This window comes from Microlunatus phosphovorus NM-1, assembly GCF_000270245.1.
GTDB lineage: Bacteria > Actinomycetota > Actinomycetes > Propionibacteriales > Propionibacteriaceae > Microlunatus > Microlunatus phosphovorus.
The window spans coordinates 2,933,881-2,953,760 of sequence record NC_015635.1 but is presented as its reverse complement, the minus strand read 5'-3'; the positions used below and the strand labels follow the sequence as shown (position 1 = coordinate 2,953,760).

General features: G+C 68.6%; 17 protein-coding genes. 15 read left to right on the top strand and 2 right to left on the bottom strand.

Annotated features, from left to right (window positions below):
• Nucleotides 1-80: 80 nt before the first annotated feature.
• From MLP_RS13285 to MLP_RS13255, 5 genes are all read left to right on the top strand, one after another.
• Entirely contained in the window at nt 81-1,082 is a 1,002-nt protein-coding gene (locus MLP_RS13285) for an ABC transporter substrate-binding protein (protein WP_013863625.1), read from the top strand.
• Nucleotides 1,079-2,317, top strand: coding sequence for a hypothetical protein (locus tag MLP_RS26395; protein ID WP_013863624.1), 1,239 nt, complete (start codon nt 1,079-1,081; stop codon nt 2,315-2,317). Before MLP_RS13285 ends, MLP_RS26395 begins: the two co-directional genes overlap by 4 nt.
• The gene (locus tag MLP_RS26390) at nt 2,314-3,039 is read left to right on the top strand and encodes a hypothetical protein (protein WP_013863623.1); all 726 of its coding nucleotides are present in this window, start codon (nt 2,314-2,316) and stop codon (nt 3,037-3,039) included. The genes MLP_RS26395 and MLP_RS26390 overlap by 4 nt, the downstream gene beginning before the upstream one ends.
• Entirely contained in the window at nt 2,999-4,084 is a 1,086-nt protein-coding gene (locus tag MLP_RS13260) for a FecCD family ABC transporter permease (protein ID WP_231851305.1), read from the top strand. Before MLP_RS26390 ends, MLP_RS13260 begins: the two co-directional genes overlap by 41 nt.
• An 89-nt stretch (nt 4,085-4,173) precedes the next feature.
• Nucleotides 4,174-5,184 (top strand): FecCD family ABC transporter permease, encoded by a 1,011-nt coding sequence (locus MLP_RS13255; RefSeq protein ID WP_013863621.1) that lies wholly within the window; start codon nt 4,174-4,176, stop codon nt 5,182-5,184.
• A gap of 79 nt (nt 5,185-5,263) precedes the next feature.
• On the opposite strand, the gene MLP_RS13250 is transcribed toward MLP_RS13255, so the two are convergent.
• Both MLP_RS13250 and MLP_RS13245 read right to left on the bottom strand, forming a co-directional pair.
• Complete coding sequence (locus tag MLP_RS13250) at nt 5,264-5,920, bottom strand: FadR/GntR family transcriptional regulator (protein ID WP_013863620.1); 657 nt, start codon at nt 5,918-5,920, stop codon at nt 5,264-5,266.
• Between the two features lie 245 nt (nt 5,921-6,165).
• Nucleotides 6,166-6,921 carry a hypothetical protein gene (locus tag MLP_RS13245; RefSeq protein ID WP_013863619.1) on the bottom strand — a complete coding sequence of 252 codons (756 nt, stop codon included), beginning with the start codon at nt 6,919-6,921 and terminating at the stop codon, nt 6,166-6,168.
• Nucleotides 6,922-7,022: 101 nt separating this feature from the next.
• Here MLP_RS13245 and MLP_RS13240 point away from each other — a divergent pair, with 101 nt between their 5' ends.
• From MLP_RS13240 to MLP_RS13200, 10 genes are all read left to right on the top strand, one after another.
• Nucleotides 7,023-8,153 (top strand): WxL domain-containing protein, encoded by a 1,131-nt coding sequence (locus MLP_RS13240; RefSeq protein ID WP_156821149.1) that lies wholly within the window; start codon nt 7,023-7,025, stop codon nt 8,151-8,153.
• 129 nt (nt 8,154-8,282) lie between these two features.
• Nucleotides 8,283-9,404, top strand: a complete 1,122-nt coding sequence (locus MLP_RS13235; RefSeq protein ID WP_013863616.1) for a WxL protein peptidoglycan domain-containing protein — start codon at nt 8,283-8,285, stop codon at nt 9,402-9,404.
• Nucleotides 9,401-10,879: a sortase family protein gene (locus MLP_RS13230; protein ID WP_013863615.1), complete on the top strand. Its 1,479-nt coding sequence runs from the start codon at nt 9,401-9,403 to the stop codon at nt 10,877-10,879. Before MLP_RS13235 ends, MLP_RS13230 begins: the two co-directional genes overlap by 4 nt.
• Before the next feature lie 139 nt (nt 10,880-11,018).
• The gene (locus tag MLP_RS28580) at nt 11,019-11,549 is read left to right on the top strand and encodes a glycosyltransferase family 2 protein (protein WP_049804542.1); all 531 of its coding nucleotides are present in this window, start codon (nt 11,019-11,021) and stop codon (nt 11,547-11,549) included.
• A gap of 1 nt (nt 11,550) precedes the next feature.
• Complete coding sequence (locus MLP_RS28575) at nt 11,551-11,838, top strand: hypothetical protein (RefSeq protein ID WP_013863613.1); 288 nt, start codon at nt 11,551-11,553, stop codon at nt 11,836-11,838.
• 37 nt (nt 11,839-11,875) lie between these two features.
• Entirely contained in the window at nt 11,876-14,035 is a 2,160-nt protein-coding gene (locus MLP_RS13220; protein WP_172641567.1) for a glycosyltransferase family 2 protein, read from the top strand.
• Nucleotides 14,032-16,383, top strand: coding sequence for a hypothetical protein (locus tag MLP_RS28005; protein WP_013863611.1), 2,352 nt, complete (start codon nt 14,032-14,034; stop codon nt 16,381-16,383). The genes MLP_RS13220 and MLP_RS28005 overlap by 4 nt, the downstream gene beginning before the upstream one ends.
• Nucleotides 16,347-17,363, top strand: coding sequence for a glycosyltransferase family 2 protein (locus MLP_RS13210; protein WP_013863610.1), 1,017 nt, complete (start codon nt 16,347-16,349; stop codon nt 17,361-17,363). Before MLP_RS28005 ends, MLP_RS13210 begins: the two co-directional genes overlap by 37 nt.
• Nucleotides 17,364-17,431: 68 nt before the next feature.
• The gene (locus MLP_RS13205; protein ID WP_049804541.1) at nt 17,432-18,667 is read left to right on the top strand and encodes a lipopolysaccharide biosynthesis protein; all 1,236 of its coding nucleotides are present in this window, start codon (nt 17,432-17,434) and stop codon (nt 18,665-18,667) included.
• Nucleotides 18,664-19,566, top strand: a complete 903-nt coding sequence (locus MLP_RS13200) for a glycosyltransferase family 2 protein (RefSeq protein ID WP_013863608.1) — start codon at nt 18,664-18,666, stop codon at nt 19,564-19,566. Before MLP_RS13205 ends, MLP_RS13200 begins: the two co-directional genes overlap by 4 nt.
• Nucleotides 19,567-19,880: the final 314 nt, after the last annotated feature.

Genomic DNA, 19,880 nt, shown 5'->3' with positions numbered 1-19,880 from the left:
TTACCTAGCCTAGGTGGCCAGCCCGCCCTGCCGAACCACCACTCAGCTCTGCCGAAACATCATTTTCAGGAGTACCACATATGTCTCTCCGCTCGTCCGCGGTCGCCTTGTCGCTGGCGCTGCTCGTGCTGCTGGGCGGCTGCGCCTGGTCATCGGCACAGGCGCCGGCCGCATCGGGTGAGACCAGGGTCGTGAAGGACGCAGAGGAAACCGAGATCACCGTGCCGGTGGAACCGCAGCGGATCGTCGCGCTCAGCGAACCGACCCTGGATGGGCTGCTGGCGTTGGGCATCACACCGATCGGCACGGTGAGCGGTCGCGGCCAGTCGAAGGTGCCGGGCTATCTGTCTGCCGAAGCCGGCGAGATCCCGCTGCTCGGTGGGATCGCGGAGCCCAACTTCGAGGCCATCGGCAAGGCCAAGCCGGATCTGATCGTGGTGGACGGCACCTCGATCAACAACAACCCGCCGGTGATCGAGGCGTTGCGGGCCATCGCCCCGACGGCCTTCGTCGGTTATGCGGGCGGTGACTGGCGTTACACCTTCAAGACCCTGGCGAAGGTGGTGAACAAGCAGGACGAGGCCAAGCAGGTGCTGGCCGACTACGACGCCAAGGTCTCGACAGTGAAGAAGGGTCTCGGCAAGTACCAGGGTGAGACCTTCTCGATCGTGCGTTGGCAGGGCTCGTCTGCCGCGCTGATCCTGAACGAGCTGCCACCTGGCCGGGCCTTGTTGGATCTGGGCCTGAAGCGGCCCAAGAACCAGGACAAGGACGGCCGCGGCCACAGTGAGCCGGTGTCCCGGGAGAACCTGGCCGAGATCGATGCCGACTGGATGTTCTTCGGCACCCTCGGCGGCTCATCGGTGGACAACCGGAACGCCGAGGGCGGCGTCGACCTCGAAGCGGCGAAGAAGGCGCTGTCCGAGGCCGAGGATGCACCTGGGTTCACGTCCTTGAAGGCCTACAAGGACGATCAGATCATCCTGGTCGACGGGTCGCTGTGGACCTCGACAGGTGGTCCCCTGCTGATGAACAAGATCGTGGCGGACGTCGACCGCGCACTGGTGGAGGAACAACGATGATCAACAGACTGACGCGGTTCGTGATCTTGATCGCGGCGCTGACGGTTGCGGTTTTGGGGGGCGTGGCGCTCCCGGCCGCCGCGGAGACGGGTGAGGCTGCCGACGAGGCAACGGTGTCGGGGCCAAATCAGGTGGCTGTGGGCGAAGGTATCACCATCAGTGGCACCGGCTGGGTCGCGCCGTCCGGTGGTGGATCGGTGATTGCGGTCAAGCTCGACGACGGGGACATCCAACGGACGACTCCGATCGCTGATCCCGTCACCCAGAACCAACTCGCAGGCAACATCTTCGCCGTCGTACGGGTTGGCTCGGACGGTTCCTTCACCACGACCGTCGAGTTTCCCACGACCGCGAATGCCACCAAGACCTGGGCCGCCGGCTCGAAGGGCTCGGTCCGGCTGCTGACCGGCAAGCTGCTCGATGGAGACCAGACTCGTTCGGTTGAGGTCTCATTCGAGGTCGTGTCCGGCACGGAGACAGCTCCGTCACCGACGAAGTCCGCCGAGACCAGTCCGACGCTGGAGCCGACGAAATCCGCTGAGACCAGTCCGGAGTCGGATGCGGAGAAGCCCGCCGAGATCAGGATGTTGCCGCAGGTGAATCCGACAGCTCCGAGGGTGACGGCAGCCGCTACATGTTCGGACGACACCACCGCCAAGCTGACCGGCGAGAGCACCTCTGGTGGCAAGCCCGCAGCGCCGCTCGGCGGCAACCTGAGGCTCGTCGGCACCGGCTATTGCGTGCAGGACGGCACTTCAGGTTCGGTGATCGCCATCAAGATCGACGACGGGAATATTGATCCTGTCAGTCCCAAGGGTCCGAGAGGCGTCTGGCAGCTCATCAACGTCGGCAACGATGGAAGTTTCGACGTGGTCGTGAAGGTGCCGACAGCCAGCCAGACAAAGCCTGCTCTCACCGCCGGTGCCCACTCCCTGCGGCTGCTGACCGGGTCTTCGAAGGACGGCGACGTCCAACGGACGCTCAAGCTGGATTTCGTGGTGACCGGTAGCAGTAGCAATAGCTCGCCTTCGTCCACCACTTCTACCAACTCGACTGCGACTTCCAGCAACACGTCGAACAACTCATCCTCGACGAACAGCACGTCGGGGAAGCTGGCAGCTACCGGTGGCAGTCGTCCTGTCGTCCTGGTCATCGGCCTGATCCTCATCGTGGCCGGAATCGCGGTGCTGCGTCCTGACGGCGCGCACAGTGACGTCGGAAGGAACGACTCATGATCCGATCCGCGGTACGCCGGAAAGTGGCCGCCGCGGTCGGTGTTGGTTTCGCACTGGCGCTGCTGCTTGCCGCCCCTGCTAGCGCCGTGCCGCCCGGCGGTCCGGGCGCCGATACCCCGGGCACCAGCGCGGAGGTGAGTCCAAGCTCGCTGAGTCCCGGCGACAAGATCAGCTTCACCTTGCGTGGCTTCCCGACTGGCGAGACAGTCAACATCAAGATCGACGACGGCGAAGTGTGCGGTGAGGCCGCGATCCATGGTGCCTGCGTCGTCTACAAAAAGAAGATCGGCTCCGGCAGCACTGTCGGCAGCTTCCGGCTGCCGAAGGATCTCGAGGAAGGGGCGCACACGCTGCGGTTCCTCGCCTCGGAGGAGATCGAGGGCAGTGGCGGCGGTATCAATGGTTTCACGCTGCGGAGCCCGGAGTTCACCATTGTCGCGGCGAATCAGGAGTCGCAGCCAGAGTCAAGCCAGCCGGCCAGTCAGTCAGTCGAGCAGAAAGCCAGTAAGGCACCGAAGACCAAGAAGGCCAGCGAGGCACCGAAGACCAAGAAGGCGAATAGCGATGACGCCGCCATCGTGACGCCGGCACCGGTGACCACAGTGGTGACCGGTGCCGGGCTGAGCGTGGCCCAGGCGATCGGTGTCGGTGGTGGCGCGGTCGGACTGGCGGCTCTCGTCGGTGGTCTCACGGCGTGGTGGCGACGCGGTGGTCTCGGCTGACCCCCTGACCACGACCCAGGACCCACCGGCCGAGGCGCGCAGCGGGACTGGCTCGGCGGGCCGGCTGCGGACCGGGCTGCTGATCTGCTGCGTCGCACTGGTCGCGGTGGTCGTCAGTTCGCTGCTGATCGGATCGGCCCGGCTGCCTCCGAGTGAGGTGCTGCGACTGTTGGGCCATTCCGACGGCTCGTACGCCTCCGACATCATCAACGACCTTCGCTTGCCGCGGACACTGCTCGGGCTGACCGTCGGTGCGGCGCTCGGCGTGGCGGGAGCCTTGATGCAGGCGATCACCCGCAACCCGCTGGCTGATCCGGGCATCCTCGGGGTGAATGCCGGCGCCAGCCTGGCCGTGGTGATCGCCGTGGCGGTGACCGGTTTCGTCGGGATCTGGTTCTATCTGTGGTTCGCCTTCATCGGCGCCGCCGCCGCGTCGGTGCTGGTCTATCTCCTCGGGGCGACCGGCTCGACCGTCGCCACGCCGGTGCGCCTGGCGCTGGCCGGGATCGCCGTGTCGGCGACCATCGCCTCGCTCGTACAGACGGTGATCCTGCTCGATCAGCGTGCCGTCGACGAGTTCCGGTTCTGGGCGGCGGGCACCCTGGACGGTCGCGGGTGGCCGGTGTTCGGCGCGACCACGCCGTTCCTGCTGCTGGGCTGTGTGCTGGCGCTCGTCCTCGGCCGATCGCTGAACACGCTGGCGCTGGGCGATGATGTCGCTCACTCACTCGGGCTGTCGGTGCGGCGGATCCGGCTGCTCACCGCGGTCGTGATCACCATCTTGGCGGGTGCGGCGACCGCCGCGGCGGGGCCGATCGCTTTCGTCGGGCTGGCCGTGCCGCATCTGGTCCGGACGTTCACCGGCCCCGATCAGGTGTGGCTGACCAGACTCAGTCTCGTCGTGGCACCGACCCTCTTGCTGGCGGCCGACGTACTGGGTCGGGTGTTGGTCCGCGATGAGCTGCAGGTCGGGTTGGTGACCGCACTGATCGGCGGGCCGGTCTTCGTCTTGTTGGTCCGCAGGCATCGGCTGGTGCATCTGTGAGCGCGCCGATCGCTGTTCGGACCGGCGGCGGATCTGGTGGTCCAGGCCGTGCCGGCCGCGCTGGACGGCGAGACGATGGGGCCCATGCGGTGGCAACCCTGGGGCGGCGGCAGCGACGCCGGAAAGCCGTCCTGGTCGGGCTTGTGCTGGTGGCCGTGATGGGGATCCTCGGCGCCGTCGCAGTCACGGTCGGGGACTATCCACTCAGCGTGGCGGGCTCGTGGCAGGCAGCCCGGGGAATGAACCCGGATCCGCTGGCCAACTACTTCGTCCAGCATCAGCGGTTGCCACGGATCGCGGCGGCGATCATCGTCGGTGCCGCGCTCGGAGTGTCCGGTGGCATCTTCCAGACCCTGACGCGCAACCCACTCGGCTCCCCCGACGTGATCGGCTTCACCAACGGTGCGGCCACCGGCGCGCTGATCCAGATCATCGTGTTCTCCGCCGCTCCGGCTCAGGTCGGGGCCGGCGCGATGATCGGTGGGATGGCGTCGGCGGCGGTGGTGTACGGGTTCAGCTATCGCGGCGGCAGCTCCAGCCTTCGCCTGGTGCTGGTGGGTATCGGGGTGGCGGCGAGCCTGCAGGCGGCCAACTCGATCCTGATCGTCCGTTCCTCGCTCAGTGCGGCGCAGAATGCCGTGCAATGGCTCGCTGGGTCGTTGAACCAGTCGTCCTGGCCGACCGTGCTGCTGATCGGTGGACCGACCGTGGCCGTCGTCGGGCTGGCGTTCTCCCTGCAGCGCACGCTGACCACGCTGTCGCTGGGCGACGACCTCGCGGGCGGGCTCGGGGTCGGGGTCGAGCGCTCCCGGCTGATCCTGGTCGCGGTCGGCGTCGCGCTGGTGGCCACCGCCACGGCCATCGCCGGCCCGGTGGCCTTCGTCGCTCTCGCCGCCCCGCAGCTCGGACTCCGGTTGCTCGGCAGGGGAGTGATGTCGCTGCCGATCGCCGCCTTGATGGGTGCCGTCGTCGTACAGCTGAGCGACCTGGTGGCACAGCGGATGTTCGCCCCGACCCAACTACCGGTAGGTGTGGTCACCGGCACCCTCGGTGGCGCGTACCTGATCTGGCTGCTGCACCGCCAATGGAAGGGGCGCTAGACGGCGATAGACCGGTGCAAACTCAGGCCCGCTGAAACTCTCGGACCCGTCGCGAACAGCGAGTGACGACCAACACCGACTAACGCAGCGTGACGTCTCGATCGACGTGGGCGGCGGCAGCGGCTCGCGCTTCGGCCGGGTCGCCGGACTTGATGGCGCTGAGGATCTGCTGGTGGTCGGCGACGCTGGCCTCGGCGGCCATCGGCTGCAGCCGACCGCTGTCGAGTGCGCCCCGGATGATCACCAGCACACTGCGGTAGAGGTCACTGAGCAGGGGCGCCTGAGCGGCCGCGAATACGTCCGCATGGAACTCCCCGGGTGACTGGCTGGTCCGCCTGCGAGGTTGGGGGCTGACCTGAGCGAGTTCGACGGCGTGCTGCAACGCGGCCAACTGCTCCTCGGTGCGCCTGCTCGCAGCCAGCGCGGCAGCCTCCGCCTCCAGCGCGCTCCGTAGCTCGAGCACCTGCTCCAGCGGCTGCTGGCCGAGATAGCTGGCGAGCAGCGAGTTGACCGGGCTCTTGGAGCGTACGAAGGTGCCTCGACCGACGAGGCTCTCCAGCATGCCGAGGTTGACCAGGGACCGCGTCGCTTCGCGAACCGTCGAGCGGCCGACCCGATGCTCGGTGGCGATCTCGCCCTCGGTCGGGATCTGGGAGTTGATCGGCCAGACGCCGGTGGTGATCTGCCGCTCCAGCCACAGCGCGAGCTCGGCGGACTTCGATCTAGCCACGGACATGCTCGCTACTCGTTGTCGCCGTCATGGCTGGTCCTCACAGTGCTTGTCTGGATCACAGTGCTGGTCTGGATCGCAGTGCCGGGTCTGGGTCGTGCAGGGGGGTATGACGATCCTAGTCGGAGCAGCGATCAGCGGTGTCGGATTCCTGAGTTGCGCACGTGATGTCTCGGGATTGCGCGTTGTCTCGGGATTGAGCGTTGTCTCGGGATTGAGAGGTGCGTGGATGTAGCTTCGCCGAGCTGAAGCTACAGTTGCGCACCACTCGATCCCGGCTGCACTCGCGGATCTCGGCGGCGAGCCAGCACGAGGGCGATGACAGCGGCCGCCAGGAGGGCAGCCGCGGGCAACAGTGCGGTGCGCCAGGCAGGCTGCGGGGGAGCGGTCGCCTCGGCTCGTGGAAGGGGCGCCGGAGCTACGAGCGAGTCGCTCCGGCCGGCAATCAACCGGGTATCGCCGGTCCCGGACGCCGAGCCGATCGAGGAGACCAGGTCGTTCGCACCGGCTGTGCCGGTGATCACCTGAAGCGAATAGGTCTGCTGGGCATCGAAGCGGGGCGCCGAGTCGCGACCATTGGGGAGCCGAAAGGTGGTCCGGAAGGTCCCGCTGGGATCGGCCTTCACCACGGCCCAGTCGCCCAGCCCGCCATCCAGGAGCGCCCCGGTCTCCGGGTTGCGCAGTGGTACGCGGCCGGCACCGGGCCGCAGTGCGACGCCGTCCGAGCCGATCACCCGGATGGTGACGACGGAGCCGTCCTGCCCGGCGGGCTTGACGTAGCCGCTGCCCGTTACTGTGACAGCCGCTCCCGGATCGACCGAGGGAGCTTCGATCACCACGGTGAGTGGGTGGTCGCCCGGAGCGACTGCGGACTGGCGTACGGCGATCCGTACCGATCCTGTCTCCGCCATCCCGCTGGCCGGCGTGACGAGCAGCAGCATCGACACCAGGAGGGTGAGTGCTGCGCTGCGCGTCGTGATCTGTCTCATCGTCGTGATCTGTCTCATCAGAGAGTCATGCTACGCGACAGGTAAGGCTTGCCTTTGTATGATGAATGCGTTCCAACGACCGTGCGACCCTCGGGGGCGCACGTATTTCTGGAGGACTCATGAATTCGACGTCCCTTGTACGTCGCCGCTGGTGGCGGCGGGCAGCCGTGATGGCTGCCGCAGGGGCTCTTGCCGCTGGCTCGATGCTGAACCCGGCCAGCGCGAAGACCTATACGCATGCCTCCGGTGCCACCGTGGACGCACCGGAGACGGCGGTGATCGGCAGCAGTTTCACCATCACCGGCACGAACTGGACGAACATCGCCGGTGACGCAGGCTCGGTCATCGCCGTGAAGTTCGATGCCGGCGCCCATCAGCACAAGCCCGGTCAGGAGATCAAGCACCCGCAAACCGGTACGGTGCTGGCCGCTGACATCTGGGACGTCTTCGTGGCCGATGCGGACGGCACTTTCACGCGGACCATCACGCTGCCCACCGCGGCCAACTCGGTCGGCGCCGCACCGAAGGCGGTCGGTGGCAGCTACACAGTCAACCTGCTCAGCGGGAGCCTCGGCGTGCAGGACCAGGGGCGGGGCGTGCCGCTGACGCTCGGAGTCGTAGCCGCCTCGACACCCGATCCTGATCCCACCACAACGACGCCGACACCGGATCCGACCACCACCACACCGGATCCGGATCCCACCACAACGACGCCGGATCCTGACCCGACCACGACCGCACCAGATCCCGATCCCACCACGCCGGCCGAGCCCAGCAGCAAGGCTGACATCGACGTGAGTGTGGACATCCCGGTCACCGGTGGCCTGGCGGTCAACGTGGCGTCCAACAAGCTCGACCTCGGTCAGGCAAAGCTGAGTTCGGACCTCTCCTCGCTGGACGCCTCCGGCACGTTGCCGGCCGTCACCGTGGCCGACACGCGCAACAGCAACCCGGGCTGGAGCCTGACTGCCACGGCGAGCAACTTCTCGGCGAGCGAGGGCCTGACCCTGGACGGCAAGTACCTGGGCATCGGGAAGACCCGCGTGGTGAGCGCATCGGCAGGTCAGACGTTGAGCCTGGGCGCCGGAGTCGCTCCCGGAGTTGGATTCACCGGCGGCACCACGCTGGCCTCCGCTGCGGCGGGCGCCGGACAGGGGTCGGCGACCTTCGAGGCTGACCTGCAGTTGAAGGCGCCGGCTGCGACCACTCCTGGTGACTACGTCTCGGTGGTGACCATCACCGTCAGCTGATCCGGTATCACCTGACCCGATCGACCCAGGTGTCCGATCAACCTGGTGTCCGACTCAACAAATGAACGCGAGGGCGCTCCCAACGAGGGGAGTGCCCTCGCGTACGCCGTATCAGAGCAGGGAAGTTGCATGATCATCTCCTCCGGTGGCGCGGCCGGCCGGCTGCTGCTGCGCTGCCTCCTTGTCACGGTCCTGGCGGCCTGGGCGCTGCTCGTGTGCGGCATCGTCCCCGCCAACGCGGCCGGTCCGACCTGGCAGATGCAGCCGTCGGGCAAGAACGGTCCGTCGACCCGGCCACATCACGTCTACGACCTGGCTCCGGGCGCGGTGGTGAAGGACTACGTACGGATCGAGAACCTGGGTGACAAGTCGCTGACCCTGCGGCTCTATGCCACCGACGCGTTCTCCACCACCAGCGGCCAATTCGCGCTCTTGCCCTCGGCGGAGAAGCCGACCGATGTCGGCACCTGGGTGACGATGTCGGCCGACGAGGTGACTGTGAAGCCGGGCAAGGACGTGATCGTCCCGTTCGAGGTCGTCGTGCCCGACAACGCATCGCCCGGCGACCATGTCGGTGCGGTGATCTCCTCCCTGGTCACCGAGCAGACCAACAGCAAGGGCGAGAAGATCCTGGTGGAGTCGAGGATCGGCTCCCGCATCTATCTGCGAGTGAAGGGCGACACCACCCAGCAACTGCAGATCGACAACCTTTCGGTGGGCTGGACCGGGTCGTTCTGGCGACCCTGGGACGGCCGGGTGGCGGTTTCGTACGACGTCACCAACACCGGCAATATCCGGGTCACCTCGACTCCGCAGATCGTGGTCAACGGCCCGATCGGTCTGCAATTGGCGCGCAGCGCGGGACCGGCGCTGCCGGAGCTGCTGCCCGGCAGCACCATTCGAGTGAGCAGCGATGCGGAGGGCAATGACGCGATTCCAGGGCCCGAACTGAGCCCGGTCTTCGCTGCGGGCTTCGTGCGGGCGAATCTCGCCCTGCGTGCCGACACCACCATCGTCGCGTCGAGCAGCGCTGGGCTGGTGGCCATCCCCTGGCTACTGGTGATCGCGCTGGCGGTCGTCGTTGCTGCTGTGGTGGTCTGGTGGTGGCGACGGCGCAACCAGCAGGACCGGATCGAGGCGCTGGTCGCCGAACGCGTCGCGGCGGAGCGCGCGGGTGAGAACGCGGCGGAGCGCGCGGGTGAGAACACCGGGAATGATCAAGTCAAGAAGGAGTCGGTGTCCGGCCCGTGAGTCTTGTCCGGACCCTGAGCGTGCGAGCTGTTGGCGTGGTGGGATGCGTGCTGGTCGCGCTCTTGACACTCGTCGGACTGCTGGTGCCGCGGCCTGCGTACGCGGCGACGCCCAGCGTGGTGCTGGCCAGTGGGACCGGCGTCGTCGGCGAGTGGCTGAACGTCGACCTGTCCGGCTTCTCACCAGGCCCGGTGCAGCTCGAGCTGTGCTCGGCCTCAACACCCGAGACGAGCTCGACCTCCTGCGACCTGAGCGGCGCCGGACAGGTGACGGTGGAGGAGGATGGTTCGGGCAGTGGGATGATCCTCGTCGGTGAGCCCCCCGGATCATGCCCTTGCGTGGTGCTCGCCCGCAGTCTGCAGAGCAGTGATACCGCCCAGGCGTCGATTGAGCTGGGCGCCGGCTCCGCAGCGGATGAGGCAGGCGAGGACACCGGTCCGGTTGCCGGCAATGACGATCCGATCGGACCGGTCGAGGACGGCCAGCTGTCACTCGCCGCGCGTTTCGAGAGCCCTTCCGGCGTCGCCGCGGTGCTCGGCCGCTTCTTCGGCTGGGAGACCCGGTTCACCCTGCAGGTAGGCGTCGCCAATCTCGGGGAGTCGGGGGTCAGCGGAGGCTCCGCCGAGATCTGGGCGTTCTCCGCAGATCGGGCCACGCCGCGCCTGGTCGGACAGCTCGATGTGCCGGCGCTGCCCGCCGGCGACCACGGCAGCGTCGAGACCCAGGTCGTACTGCCCGGTCCCGTCCTCACCCCGACCACCGTCTGGCTGCGCCCCTACGGTGTCGGCCCGGACCAGACCGTCACCACGGTGGTGTCCGATCGCTCCTGGGGACTGATCGCGGTGGCTGCGATCGTCCTTGCCTTGGTCATGGTGTTGGCGGGGCGGATCGGATATGGCCTGGTGGCGGCGATCCTGCATCGCAAGCAGCCGCCACGCGCGCCCCGCCGGACCGGCTGGCGCCCATCGCTGGTGGGCGTGGCCGTGGCATTGATCGTGATGGCGGTCGCCGTGGTCGTCCAGGCCGTGAGCGAGGACCGGGCGGCCAGAGCGCATTGGCTGGCCCAGCGGGCCGATGGGCTGGTTGACGCAGGTGCCCGGACCGCGACCCCGACCATTGCGCTGCCGACCGCGGACGGCGCGGCAGACTGGCGGGTGCTCGACGGGCTCGGGCCGGCGGTCCTCACCGCAGGCGTCGGGCGCTGGCCGGGCAGCGATCGGTCGCCGGTCCTGGTGGCGGTGGGCGATCAGCCGGAGGCGCCGTTCGCCCGACTGGGCGAACTGCAGCCGGGCGAGGTCATCGTGCTGCGTCAACCCGATGGCGCCACCACGACCTACCGAGTCGAGACCGTCGCCCATCCGGTCAGTGGGACACCCGTGACGGGTGGCCAAGCTCGCGAGTTGACCTTGTGGTCGATCAGCTCTGCCCCTGATGCCCGCACCGACATCGTGGTTCGCGCGGCCCAGGTGGGCTGAGCGGCCTCGATTCTGCCCGTCCCGCCCGCCGCCGGCTCAGGCTTCCGCCCACCGGCTTGGCTTTGGTGCTGGACGCGATTCCGACTAAAGTAAGCCTCGCCTAAGCAAGATCAGACATATGAGCCGGGGGGTTCTTGAGATGGGAGAGCATCGGCCGCAGCAGCCGCGGGTGACCGTGGTGGTGCCGGCATACAACGAGGCTCGGAATCTGGAGATCGTGCTGCCGCGACTCCGGGCATATCACCAGGTGGTCATCGTGGACGGCGGATCGAGCGACGACACGGTGTCCACCGTGCGCCGGGTTGCGCCGTGGGCCGAGCTGGTCGACCAGACCCGCAAGGGCAAGGGCAACGCCCTGGTCTGCGGCTTTGCCCGCGCCACGGGTGACGTGATCGTCATGTTCGACGCCGACGGCTCGGCCGACTGGCGCGAGATCGATGAGTTCGTCCAGGCGCTGGCCGACGGTGCCGACTTCGCCAAGGGCAGTCGAGCGCTCCGCGCCGGCGGCAGCGATGATCTGACCGTGTTCCGCGGACTCGGCAACCGCGGGCTCACCATGCTGACCAACCTGATGTTCCGGGCCCGATTCACCGACCTCTGCTATGGCTACAACGCGTTCTGGCGCGATGTCCTGCCCAAGCTGGAGCTGCCCCGGCACCGAGCCGGGTGACATGGTCTGGGGCGACGGGTTCGAGATCGAGACGGTGCTCAACTGCCGGGTCGCTCGTGCCGGGCTGACCGTGCGCGAGGTGCCCAGCCACGAGCTCAACCGGATCCATGGCGGCTCGAACCTGCGCGCCATCGCCGACGGTCTGCGGGTGCTGCGCACCATCTGGACCGAATGGCGGCGCCCCGTCGCCGGCCAGGCCCAGGTCGAGGAGTTCGCCGCCCACCAGCGGCCGACGCGTGCCTGGCAGCAGGAGGCCGACGACCCCGACGACACCGCGTCGGCGGCGTGACGGGGTTCTCGAAGGAGTGACTGAGATTGCCGGAGGAGTGAGTGGGGTTGTCGAAGGAGTGAGCGGGGCGACCCGCGGAGACGCGACGCCGAGCCTCGGCGTCGTGGTCTGTGCGTACACCTTCGAGCGCCTGGATCTGCTACGTGACTGCCTGACCGCTGCCGGCCGGCAGTTGAGGCCGGGCGACGAGCTCGTCGTGGTGGTGGACTACAATCCGGCGCTGGCCACGCGGCTCCGGGCCGAATCCGGCCACCTCCGGATTCTCGAGAACACCTATGACCGCGGGCTCTCCGGGGCGCGCAGCACCGGAGCCGAGGCCCTCGACACCGACGTGCTGGCCTTTCTCGACGACGACGCGGTCCCCCAGCCGGGCTGGGCGGCGGCGATCCGGGCCCGGCTCGTCGATCTGGAGGCCATCGGCGTCGCCGGCGCGGTGGAACCCGAGTTGGACGGCGAGCGCCTGCCGCGTTGGTTCCCGGCCGAGTTCGGCTGGGTGATCGGCTGCGACTATCGCGGGCTGCCCGCGCACGGCCAGCCGGTCCGCAATCCGATCGGCGCCAACATGGCCGTCCGTCGTGCAGTCCTCGAGGAGGTGGGCGGATTCGATCCCGGTCTCGGCCGGATCGGCACGCTGCCGGTCGGCTGCGAGGAGACCGAGCTGTTCATCCGGATCCGGAGCCGACGCCCCGACGCGCTCGTCATCCGCGACACCAAAGCGCGGGTTCGCCACCACGTGCCGCCGGCCCGTCGTACCGTGCGCTATTTCGTCCGGCGCTGCTGGCACGAAGGGCGTTCCAAGGCGGCCCTGGTCGCGCGGACCGGCAAGCAGGCCGGCCTGTCCGCCGAGCGCCGCCAGCTGCGCGTGCTGGCCGGCGCCGTGCTGCGCGAGTTGAAGGGACTTCCGTACGCCGCCCCCGGCGGGCTGAGCCGCGCGCTGATGATCGTGATCGGCACCTTGGCCACCGGACTCGGCTACCTCACCGCCCCTCGTACGCCTTCCCGGCAGAACTTCTGGTCATTGGTCCACCTGAGAGGGGGACCAATGCCCGAAACTCCGGAAGGGGCGGCAGAGTCGAGCACGCCGGGGCCGGATGTGAGCCTGGTGGTGTGCACGCTGGGGCGCAGCGAGCACCTGGAGGCGACCGTGGCCTCGTTGCTGGCGCAGCGCTGGGAACCGGACACCGCCGTCGAGCTGATCGTGGTCGACAACGATCCGGCGGTCGGCCTGGCGCGGCAGCGGCTGGCGCACCAGGCCGAGCAGATCGTGCTCGTCGACCAGCCTCAGCGTGGCCTGTCTGCGGCACGCAATGCCGGGCTGGCCGTCGCCCGGGGGCGGGTCATCGCGTTCACCGATGACGACGCGATCGCCGATCCGGACTGGGCGTCCCAGCTGCTTGCGGTGTTCAGGGAGCCCGCGGCTACGGCAGTGGGCTGCGTCACCGGGCTGGTCGAGCCGGCGGAGACCGACTCCGACACGGCGCGCTGGTTCGAGGAGTACGGGGGCTTCGGCAAGGGAGGCGAGCGACTCGTATGGTCCGCCAAGGGCGAAGGCGCCGAATCCAGTCTTGGCCGCCCCGGACCCAGGGGTGTCGCATTCCCGTGCAGTGGCGGCGAGTTCGGCTCCGGCAACAACATGGCCTTCCGGACCGATCTGTTGCGACGGCTCGGCGGCTTCGACGTCGCCCTGGGTGCCGGCAGCGAGTCACTGGGTGGTGAGGACCTCGACATCTTCCGGCGCGTCTTCACCGCCGGCAGCTCGATCGTCTATCAGCCGGCTGCGGTGATCAGGCATCACCATCGGGGCAGCTACCCGGAGCTCATCAGCCAGCTGTTCGCCTACGGCGCCGGGATGGCAGCGGTGATCACCAAGCAGCTGGTGTCCGGCCCCCGGTCCGCGGCCGCCGTGCTGGTCCGGCTGGCGCCGGCGCTGGTCTTGCTGCTCGACCCGGGTTCGGTGAAGAACCGGGGCAAATCGGACAGCTTCCCGGCCGAGCTGACCCGCGCCGAGCTTCGCGGCTATCTCGCCGGGCCGTTCCGCTATCTGCGAGCGCGTTGCGTCTCGTCCCATCAACCCGCGGCGTCGTCCTTCGCGCCACCCGCGGCGTCGTCCTTCCCACCACCCGCGACCTCATCCTTCCCGCGACCCGCGGCGTCATCCTTCCCACCACCCGCCCCGGGAGGGAGTGCGCCATCATGACCGATGTGCTGACTCCGCCGACCGATGCCGACGACACGGTGGTCAACCTGCCGAAGGTGCTGCCCGCCAGCGCCGGTCGCGTCGAGCCTGGCATCCCTCCAACCCCAGTTCACACAGTCGAGTCGCGTGCTTGGCCGGCCCTGTTGGTGCTGGCCGCGCTGCTCGGACTCGGCTATCTGATCGGCGGCGTACTGCCGGGACTACGAGCCGAGATGCAGACGGCGTTCTGGCTGCTCGGTCCCGGAGCGCTGGTGGCCGGCTCGCTGCGCCTGCCGGCGTTGGTGCGGTTCAGCCTGGTCATCCCGGTCAGCCTGGCCGTGCTCGTCACCGGTGGCACCCTGCTGGCCTGGAACTATCAACTGACCTCGCGCCCGGCCACCGCACTCGCCCTGCTCGTCGTTGCCGTGACCATCGCCGGTGCGGTGGGTCAGCTGGCGTACGGGCTGGTCACCAGTCGGCGTCGCCCGCGGACCATCTCCGGTCCGATGGAGCCGATCGATGCGGGGGCCGCGGTCCGTGCCGCCGCGCTGCCGCTGGGTTTCGCGCTCGGCACGGTCGTGGCCTGGGGACTGGCGCTGCCGGCCCTGCGTACCGCCGAGTCCAGCGTCTTCGGGCTGCTGGCGGCCGGCTCACCGTGGTTCTGGGCGGCGCTGGCCGGCATGCTCGCCACCTTGGTGCTGGCCGTCCGGATGCCCCGCGGAGAAGGCGTCGACCAGGCGATGGCCGCGGCCCGCGCCGCTGCGCTGTGGGCAGCGGTCCTGGTCGCCGTGGTGGTCCTGCGGTTGACCCCGAGCCTGGCCGCCGAGGTGCCGATCTACAACTGGACCTACAAGCATCTCGGCGTCGTCGATCTGCTGCTGCGCGGCACAGCCAGGTTCGAGGGCAGCACCGACATCTACCTGCAATGGCCCGGCATGTTCGCCGGATCCGGGTGGCTGACCTTCCAGTCCGGCCTGAGCCCGATCATGGCGGCGCAGTGGATCACTCCGGTGATCACCCTGGCCTCGGCGCTGCTGGCCGCCGGCCTGCTGGTGACCAGCCGTGCCGTACGCGAGATCCCCGGCCATGGCGACAAGAGCACCCGACAGCACAAGCACACCGAACAGCGGGATCTGATCGGCACCGCGGCGGTGGCCGGCTGGCTGGTCGTGGTCGCCACCTGGGTCGGCCAGGACTACTTCGCCCCGCAGGCCATCGCCATCGTGCTGGCCGGCGCGATCCTGGTGCTGCTGCCGATCTCCCGGTCACGCCGGGCGGCGGCCTGGCTGATCGTGGCGCTGTTCCTGCCGCTGCTCGCCACCCATCAGCTGACCCCGTACTGGATCCTGGCGGTGGTCTGCGTCCTGGTGGTGCTGCGTAAGGCGCCACTGTGGCTGGCCAGCGTGCTGATCATCGCTGCGGTCGGCTATCTGCTGCCGAGGATGGACGTGATCGCCAGCTACGGTCTGTTCACCGGCTTCTCGGCCGAGAATGTCACGGTGGCCACGACGGCGACCAGCGCGGGCCAGCAGCTCACCTCGTGGTCGGCCCGGGCCTGCGCGGTGCTGATCTGGCTGAGCGCGGCATTCGCCTGGCTGGGAATCTATCGGCGGGCGGTCAAGCACTGGCGCAGCACGGGCAAGGGTCGGCTGCGATCGGTGATCACCGGGCTGGGCAGCCACGGCGCGCTGGCCGTGATGCTGTTCGCCGGCTTCGGCTTCGTGCTGGGTCAGTCGTACGGCGGCGAGGTGATTCTGCGGGTCTATCTGTACTCGGTCATCCCGGCGTCGGTGCTGATCGCGGTGCCACTCACCCGGCGGCTGCAGGCGGCCTGGGTCGGGGCGGTCACCTGGCTGGTGCTGGTCACCCTCACTGCCGGGCAGGCCTACTACGGCGCCTGGTGGGTGAACAAGATGGCTCCCGCCGACGTACAGATCGGTGGTGAGCTGCTGGGCCAGGTGCAGCCGCCCGCGTTCACCCGACCGGTGATCCCGAACTGGCCGGTCCGCTCGACGGCGAACGACGTGCAGTTCCGCGGGCAGCTGTGGAACTACGACGAGTGGTTGTGGTTCTCGTCGGTGTCCGGGACGGACTTCAGCGACGAAGCCGATTTCAAGGCCCTGGAGGCCGCTGTCACCGCCGGGGCCTACGTCCCGGTCTACCTCATGGTCAGCGAGGCGATGTACGCGTGGAACGACTATTACCAGACCTTTCCCCCGGGAGCGATGGAGCGACTGACGAGCGAGCTGTTGGTACGACCGACCTGGCGGTTGGTCCGGTCCGACGGGCAGACGATGGTGTTCCAGTACATCGGGCCCGGCTGGCCGATCGGGTGGGACCCCGAGGGCAGACCGGTCGTGAACCGCTGACCGGATCGGTCTCGGTGGTGGTGCCGGTCTATCGCGTCGCCGGCACGATCGAAGCCTGCCTGCAGTCGGTGGCCGAGCAGACCATGGTCGCCAGCCAGGTGATCCTGGTCGACGACGCAGGGGGCGACGAGTCGATGGAGATCGCCGTCGCCGCCGCGGAGCGGCTGAGCCTGCCGTACGAGGTGGTCGTGCATCCGGCTAACGCCGGTCTGGGCGCGGCTCGCAACAGCGGGCTGGCGCTGGCCGGAGGGGAGTACGTCTGGTTTCTGGACAGCGACGACACCGCTGAGCCGACCTTCCTCGCGGACCTGTTTCAGGCGGTCAGCGCGGCCGAGGCCGACTTCGCGATCTGCCGCACCCGCCGGGTCGCCCCGGACGGCACCGACCTCGGGGTGGTCGAGGACACGTACTGGCGCCGGGTCTGCCCCGGGCCCGACATCGCCCGGGAACTGCTCCGCGGCCGGCTGCGGGCGTACGCCTGCAACAAGATCTTCCGGACGAAGCTGTTCGGCAACGACCCGTTCCCGGTCGGCCAGGCGTACGAGGACTTCGTGCCGGTGCTCAAGCTGGCTTTGGAGGCGCAGCGGGTGGCGGTGGTGAATCGGCCGCTCTATCGCTATCGCGACGTGCCCAGCTCGATCTCCAACCGGTTCGGCGAGCATACCCTCGATCTGCTGCGGGTCAGCGAGCAACTGGACCGGTTGTTCGCGGCGCGCGGCGACACCGAGGACTTCGCCGACGATCTGCTGGTGCACCACTACCGGCAGGTGCTGCTGCCGATCGCGAACATGGCTTTGCGCTCGGCCACCTCCCATGGTCCCGACGATCTGACCTGCGCCGCGGTGACCACCGTCCGGGGCCGGATCCGATCACGCGAGATCGCCCGGCTGGCCCGGATCGGCGAGCTGCGGCTGGCCGCCGCCGCCGCCGTACTGGCCGGTCTGCCCGGCGCCTACACCCGGGTGCTGCAATGGCGCTGATACGAAGACCTCAGCGGCCCGATGCGGGCTGGCTATCCCGCTGGTCATTCGAGATCAATTCGCTGTCGATGACCGCGTCGGTCGGGATCGCGGGATTGCTCGGGGTCGCCTATTGGGCCATCGCGGCGCGACTGATGTCGGCCGAGCAGGTCGGCCAGGCCTCGGCGATCATCTCCACCATGGTGACGCTGGGCACGATCGCCAACCTCAGTCTGGGTCCGATGCTGGAGCGCTTCCTGCCCATCTCGGGCCGGCGGGCCGGCGGCTATCTGGTCAAGGCGCAGCTGATCACCGCAGGGTTCGCGGTCTTGCTGGGGGTCGGGTTCTGTCTGGTGGGGCCGGTCGAGGACATGTTCAGCGAGCCGTGGCAGCCGCCGGTGTTCGTCGGCTTCGTGGTCGTCCAGGCCGCCTTCGCGCTCCAGGACAATGTCTTGACGAGCCTGGGCGTCGCGCGGTGGGCGGCGGTGAAGAACACCGGCCACGCGGCGCTCAAGATCGTCACACTGTTGCTGGTCGTGGTGGCGGCGGGTGGGTTCGCGCTCGCGGCGTCCTGGGTCGTGGTGTCGGCATTGGCCGTGGTCGTGGTGCTGGTCGTCGTCCAGACCCGGCTGCCGCGGCTGACCGCAGAGTTCCGCGACGATCTGCCGCCGCACCGTGAGCTGTGGTCCTATTTCGCCTCGAACTACGGGATCGTGGTCATCGCCTCAGTTCCGGGTCTGGTCATTCCGCTGCTCGTGCTGTCTCAGCGTGGCGCGGAGCAGACGGCGCACTTCAATCTGTCCTGGGTGCTGGTGGCGGCGTTCTTCACGGTGTTGGGCGCGGTGGTCGGTCCGTTCGTCGCCGAGGCTGCTGCCCGCCCGGACGAGGTGCTCTCGCTGCTGCGCCGGTTCGTCCGTCTGGTGGTGCCGATCGCCGTCGCGGGTGGGCTGTTCCTGGCCTTCCTGGCGCCCTGGCTGCTGCACCTGGTCGGCAAGGACTACGGGACGGAGTCGGTCCCGTTGCTCCGGGCGATGGGTTTGACGGTGACGCTGACCGCCTTCACGGCCTGCTACACGGTGCTGGCGAAGGTCGAGCGCAAGCTCGCGCTGCTCGTCTGGGTGCAGGTCGGTAGTGCCATCCTGTTGGTCGGTCTCACGGCGCTGTGGGTCGAGCCACTCGGGCTTGCCGGTATCGGGCTGGCCTATCTGGTGGTCCAAGTGCTGTCCTGTCTGGTGATGGTCGGGCCACTGATCGGGAGCGTACGGCGATTCCGCGCCGAGGCCGCCGCCCGGACCGAGGAGCCATTGGAGGTCAGCCGGCAGTGATCCCGTCGGCAGGGGACCCGCTGGTCACGGTGCTGATCCCGGCGTACAACGCTGGTCCCTACCTTCGCGACACCTTGGTCAGCGTGCAGCAGCAGGGGATCGACGATCTGGAGATCCTGGTCATCGATGACGGCTCCACAGACGAGACTGGGCGTGTGCTGGCTGGGTTCGACGATCCGCGGCTCCGAGTGGTACAGCAGTCGAATCTGGGCCTGGTCGGGGCGCTCAACCGGGGACTCGACGAGGCACGTGGGAGCTTCTTGGCGCGGCTGGACGCCGATGACGAGATGCCCGTGGGTCGGTTGGTTGCCCAGCTGACGGCGATGGAGCGAGACCCGGAGCTGCTGGTGCTCGGGACGGACTACGAGGCCTACGGCGATGCCTCGTTCCGGGTACGGATGCCGCGCAGCGACCGGGCCTGCCGGCAGCGGCTGGTTTTCGGCAGCTGTCACTGCGGAGCCTCGGTGCTGATCCGCCGGGACCGACTGGTCGCCAGCGGGGTGCGATTCGATCCCTCGTGCGCCCATGCCGAGGACTATCGGATGTGGTGTGAGCTGTCCGAGTACGGCAGGCTCGGCAATCTGCCCATGATCGGCTATCGCTATCGCATCCATGCCGGGCAGGTCAGCGCCTTGTTCGTCGATGAGCAGCGTGCCACCCATGTGCGGATCGCTGCTGAGCACGCGCTGCGCACCGGTCGGCGGCCGATTGCGGAGGCTGACCTGCGTGCGCTGCTCTGGCCTGAGCCGCCGGCCCGGGTTGGGGCGGTGGCGGCCGGGCGCAGTCTGATCTCGCTGACCGGACCCTTGTTACGGGCCGGCCGGGCGGCGCCCAGCGTCGAGGGGCTCAGATTCCTGGGCCGGAAGGCGTACGAGGCTACGGCTGGGGCATTGCGCTGAGTTCGTCGACCGGTGGCGTCAGTCGTACGTGGTGGGCGCTTGGTTCGCGGTCGTTTGTGGCCCCTGGGCGCAAGCCGTACGCGGGTGACGCCTGGTTCGCGGTCGTTGGTGGCCCGTAGGCGCGAGACGTACCCGGTCCGCGCCTGGGCCGTGGTCGTTGGTGGCCCGTGGGCGCAAGCCGTATGCCGCTACCGCTTGGTTCGCGAACGTTGGTGGCCCGTGGGCGTCAGATGCGCGGGCCGGCAGGGAACTCGTGGCCGGATCTGCACAGCAGCCCGCACGGAGTCGAATCTCATAGCGAATTCTCAGGCCGG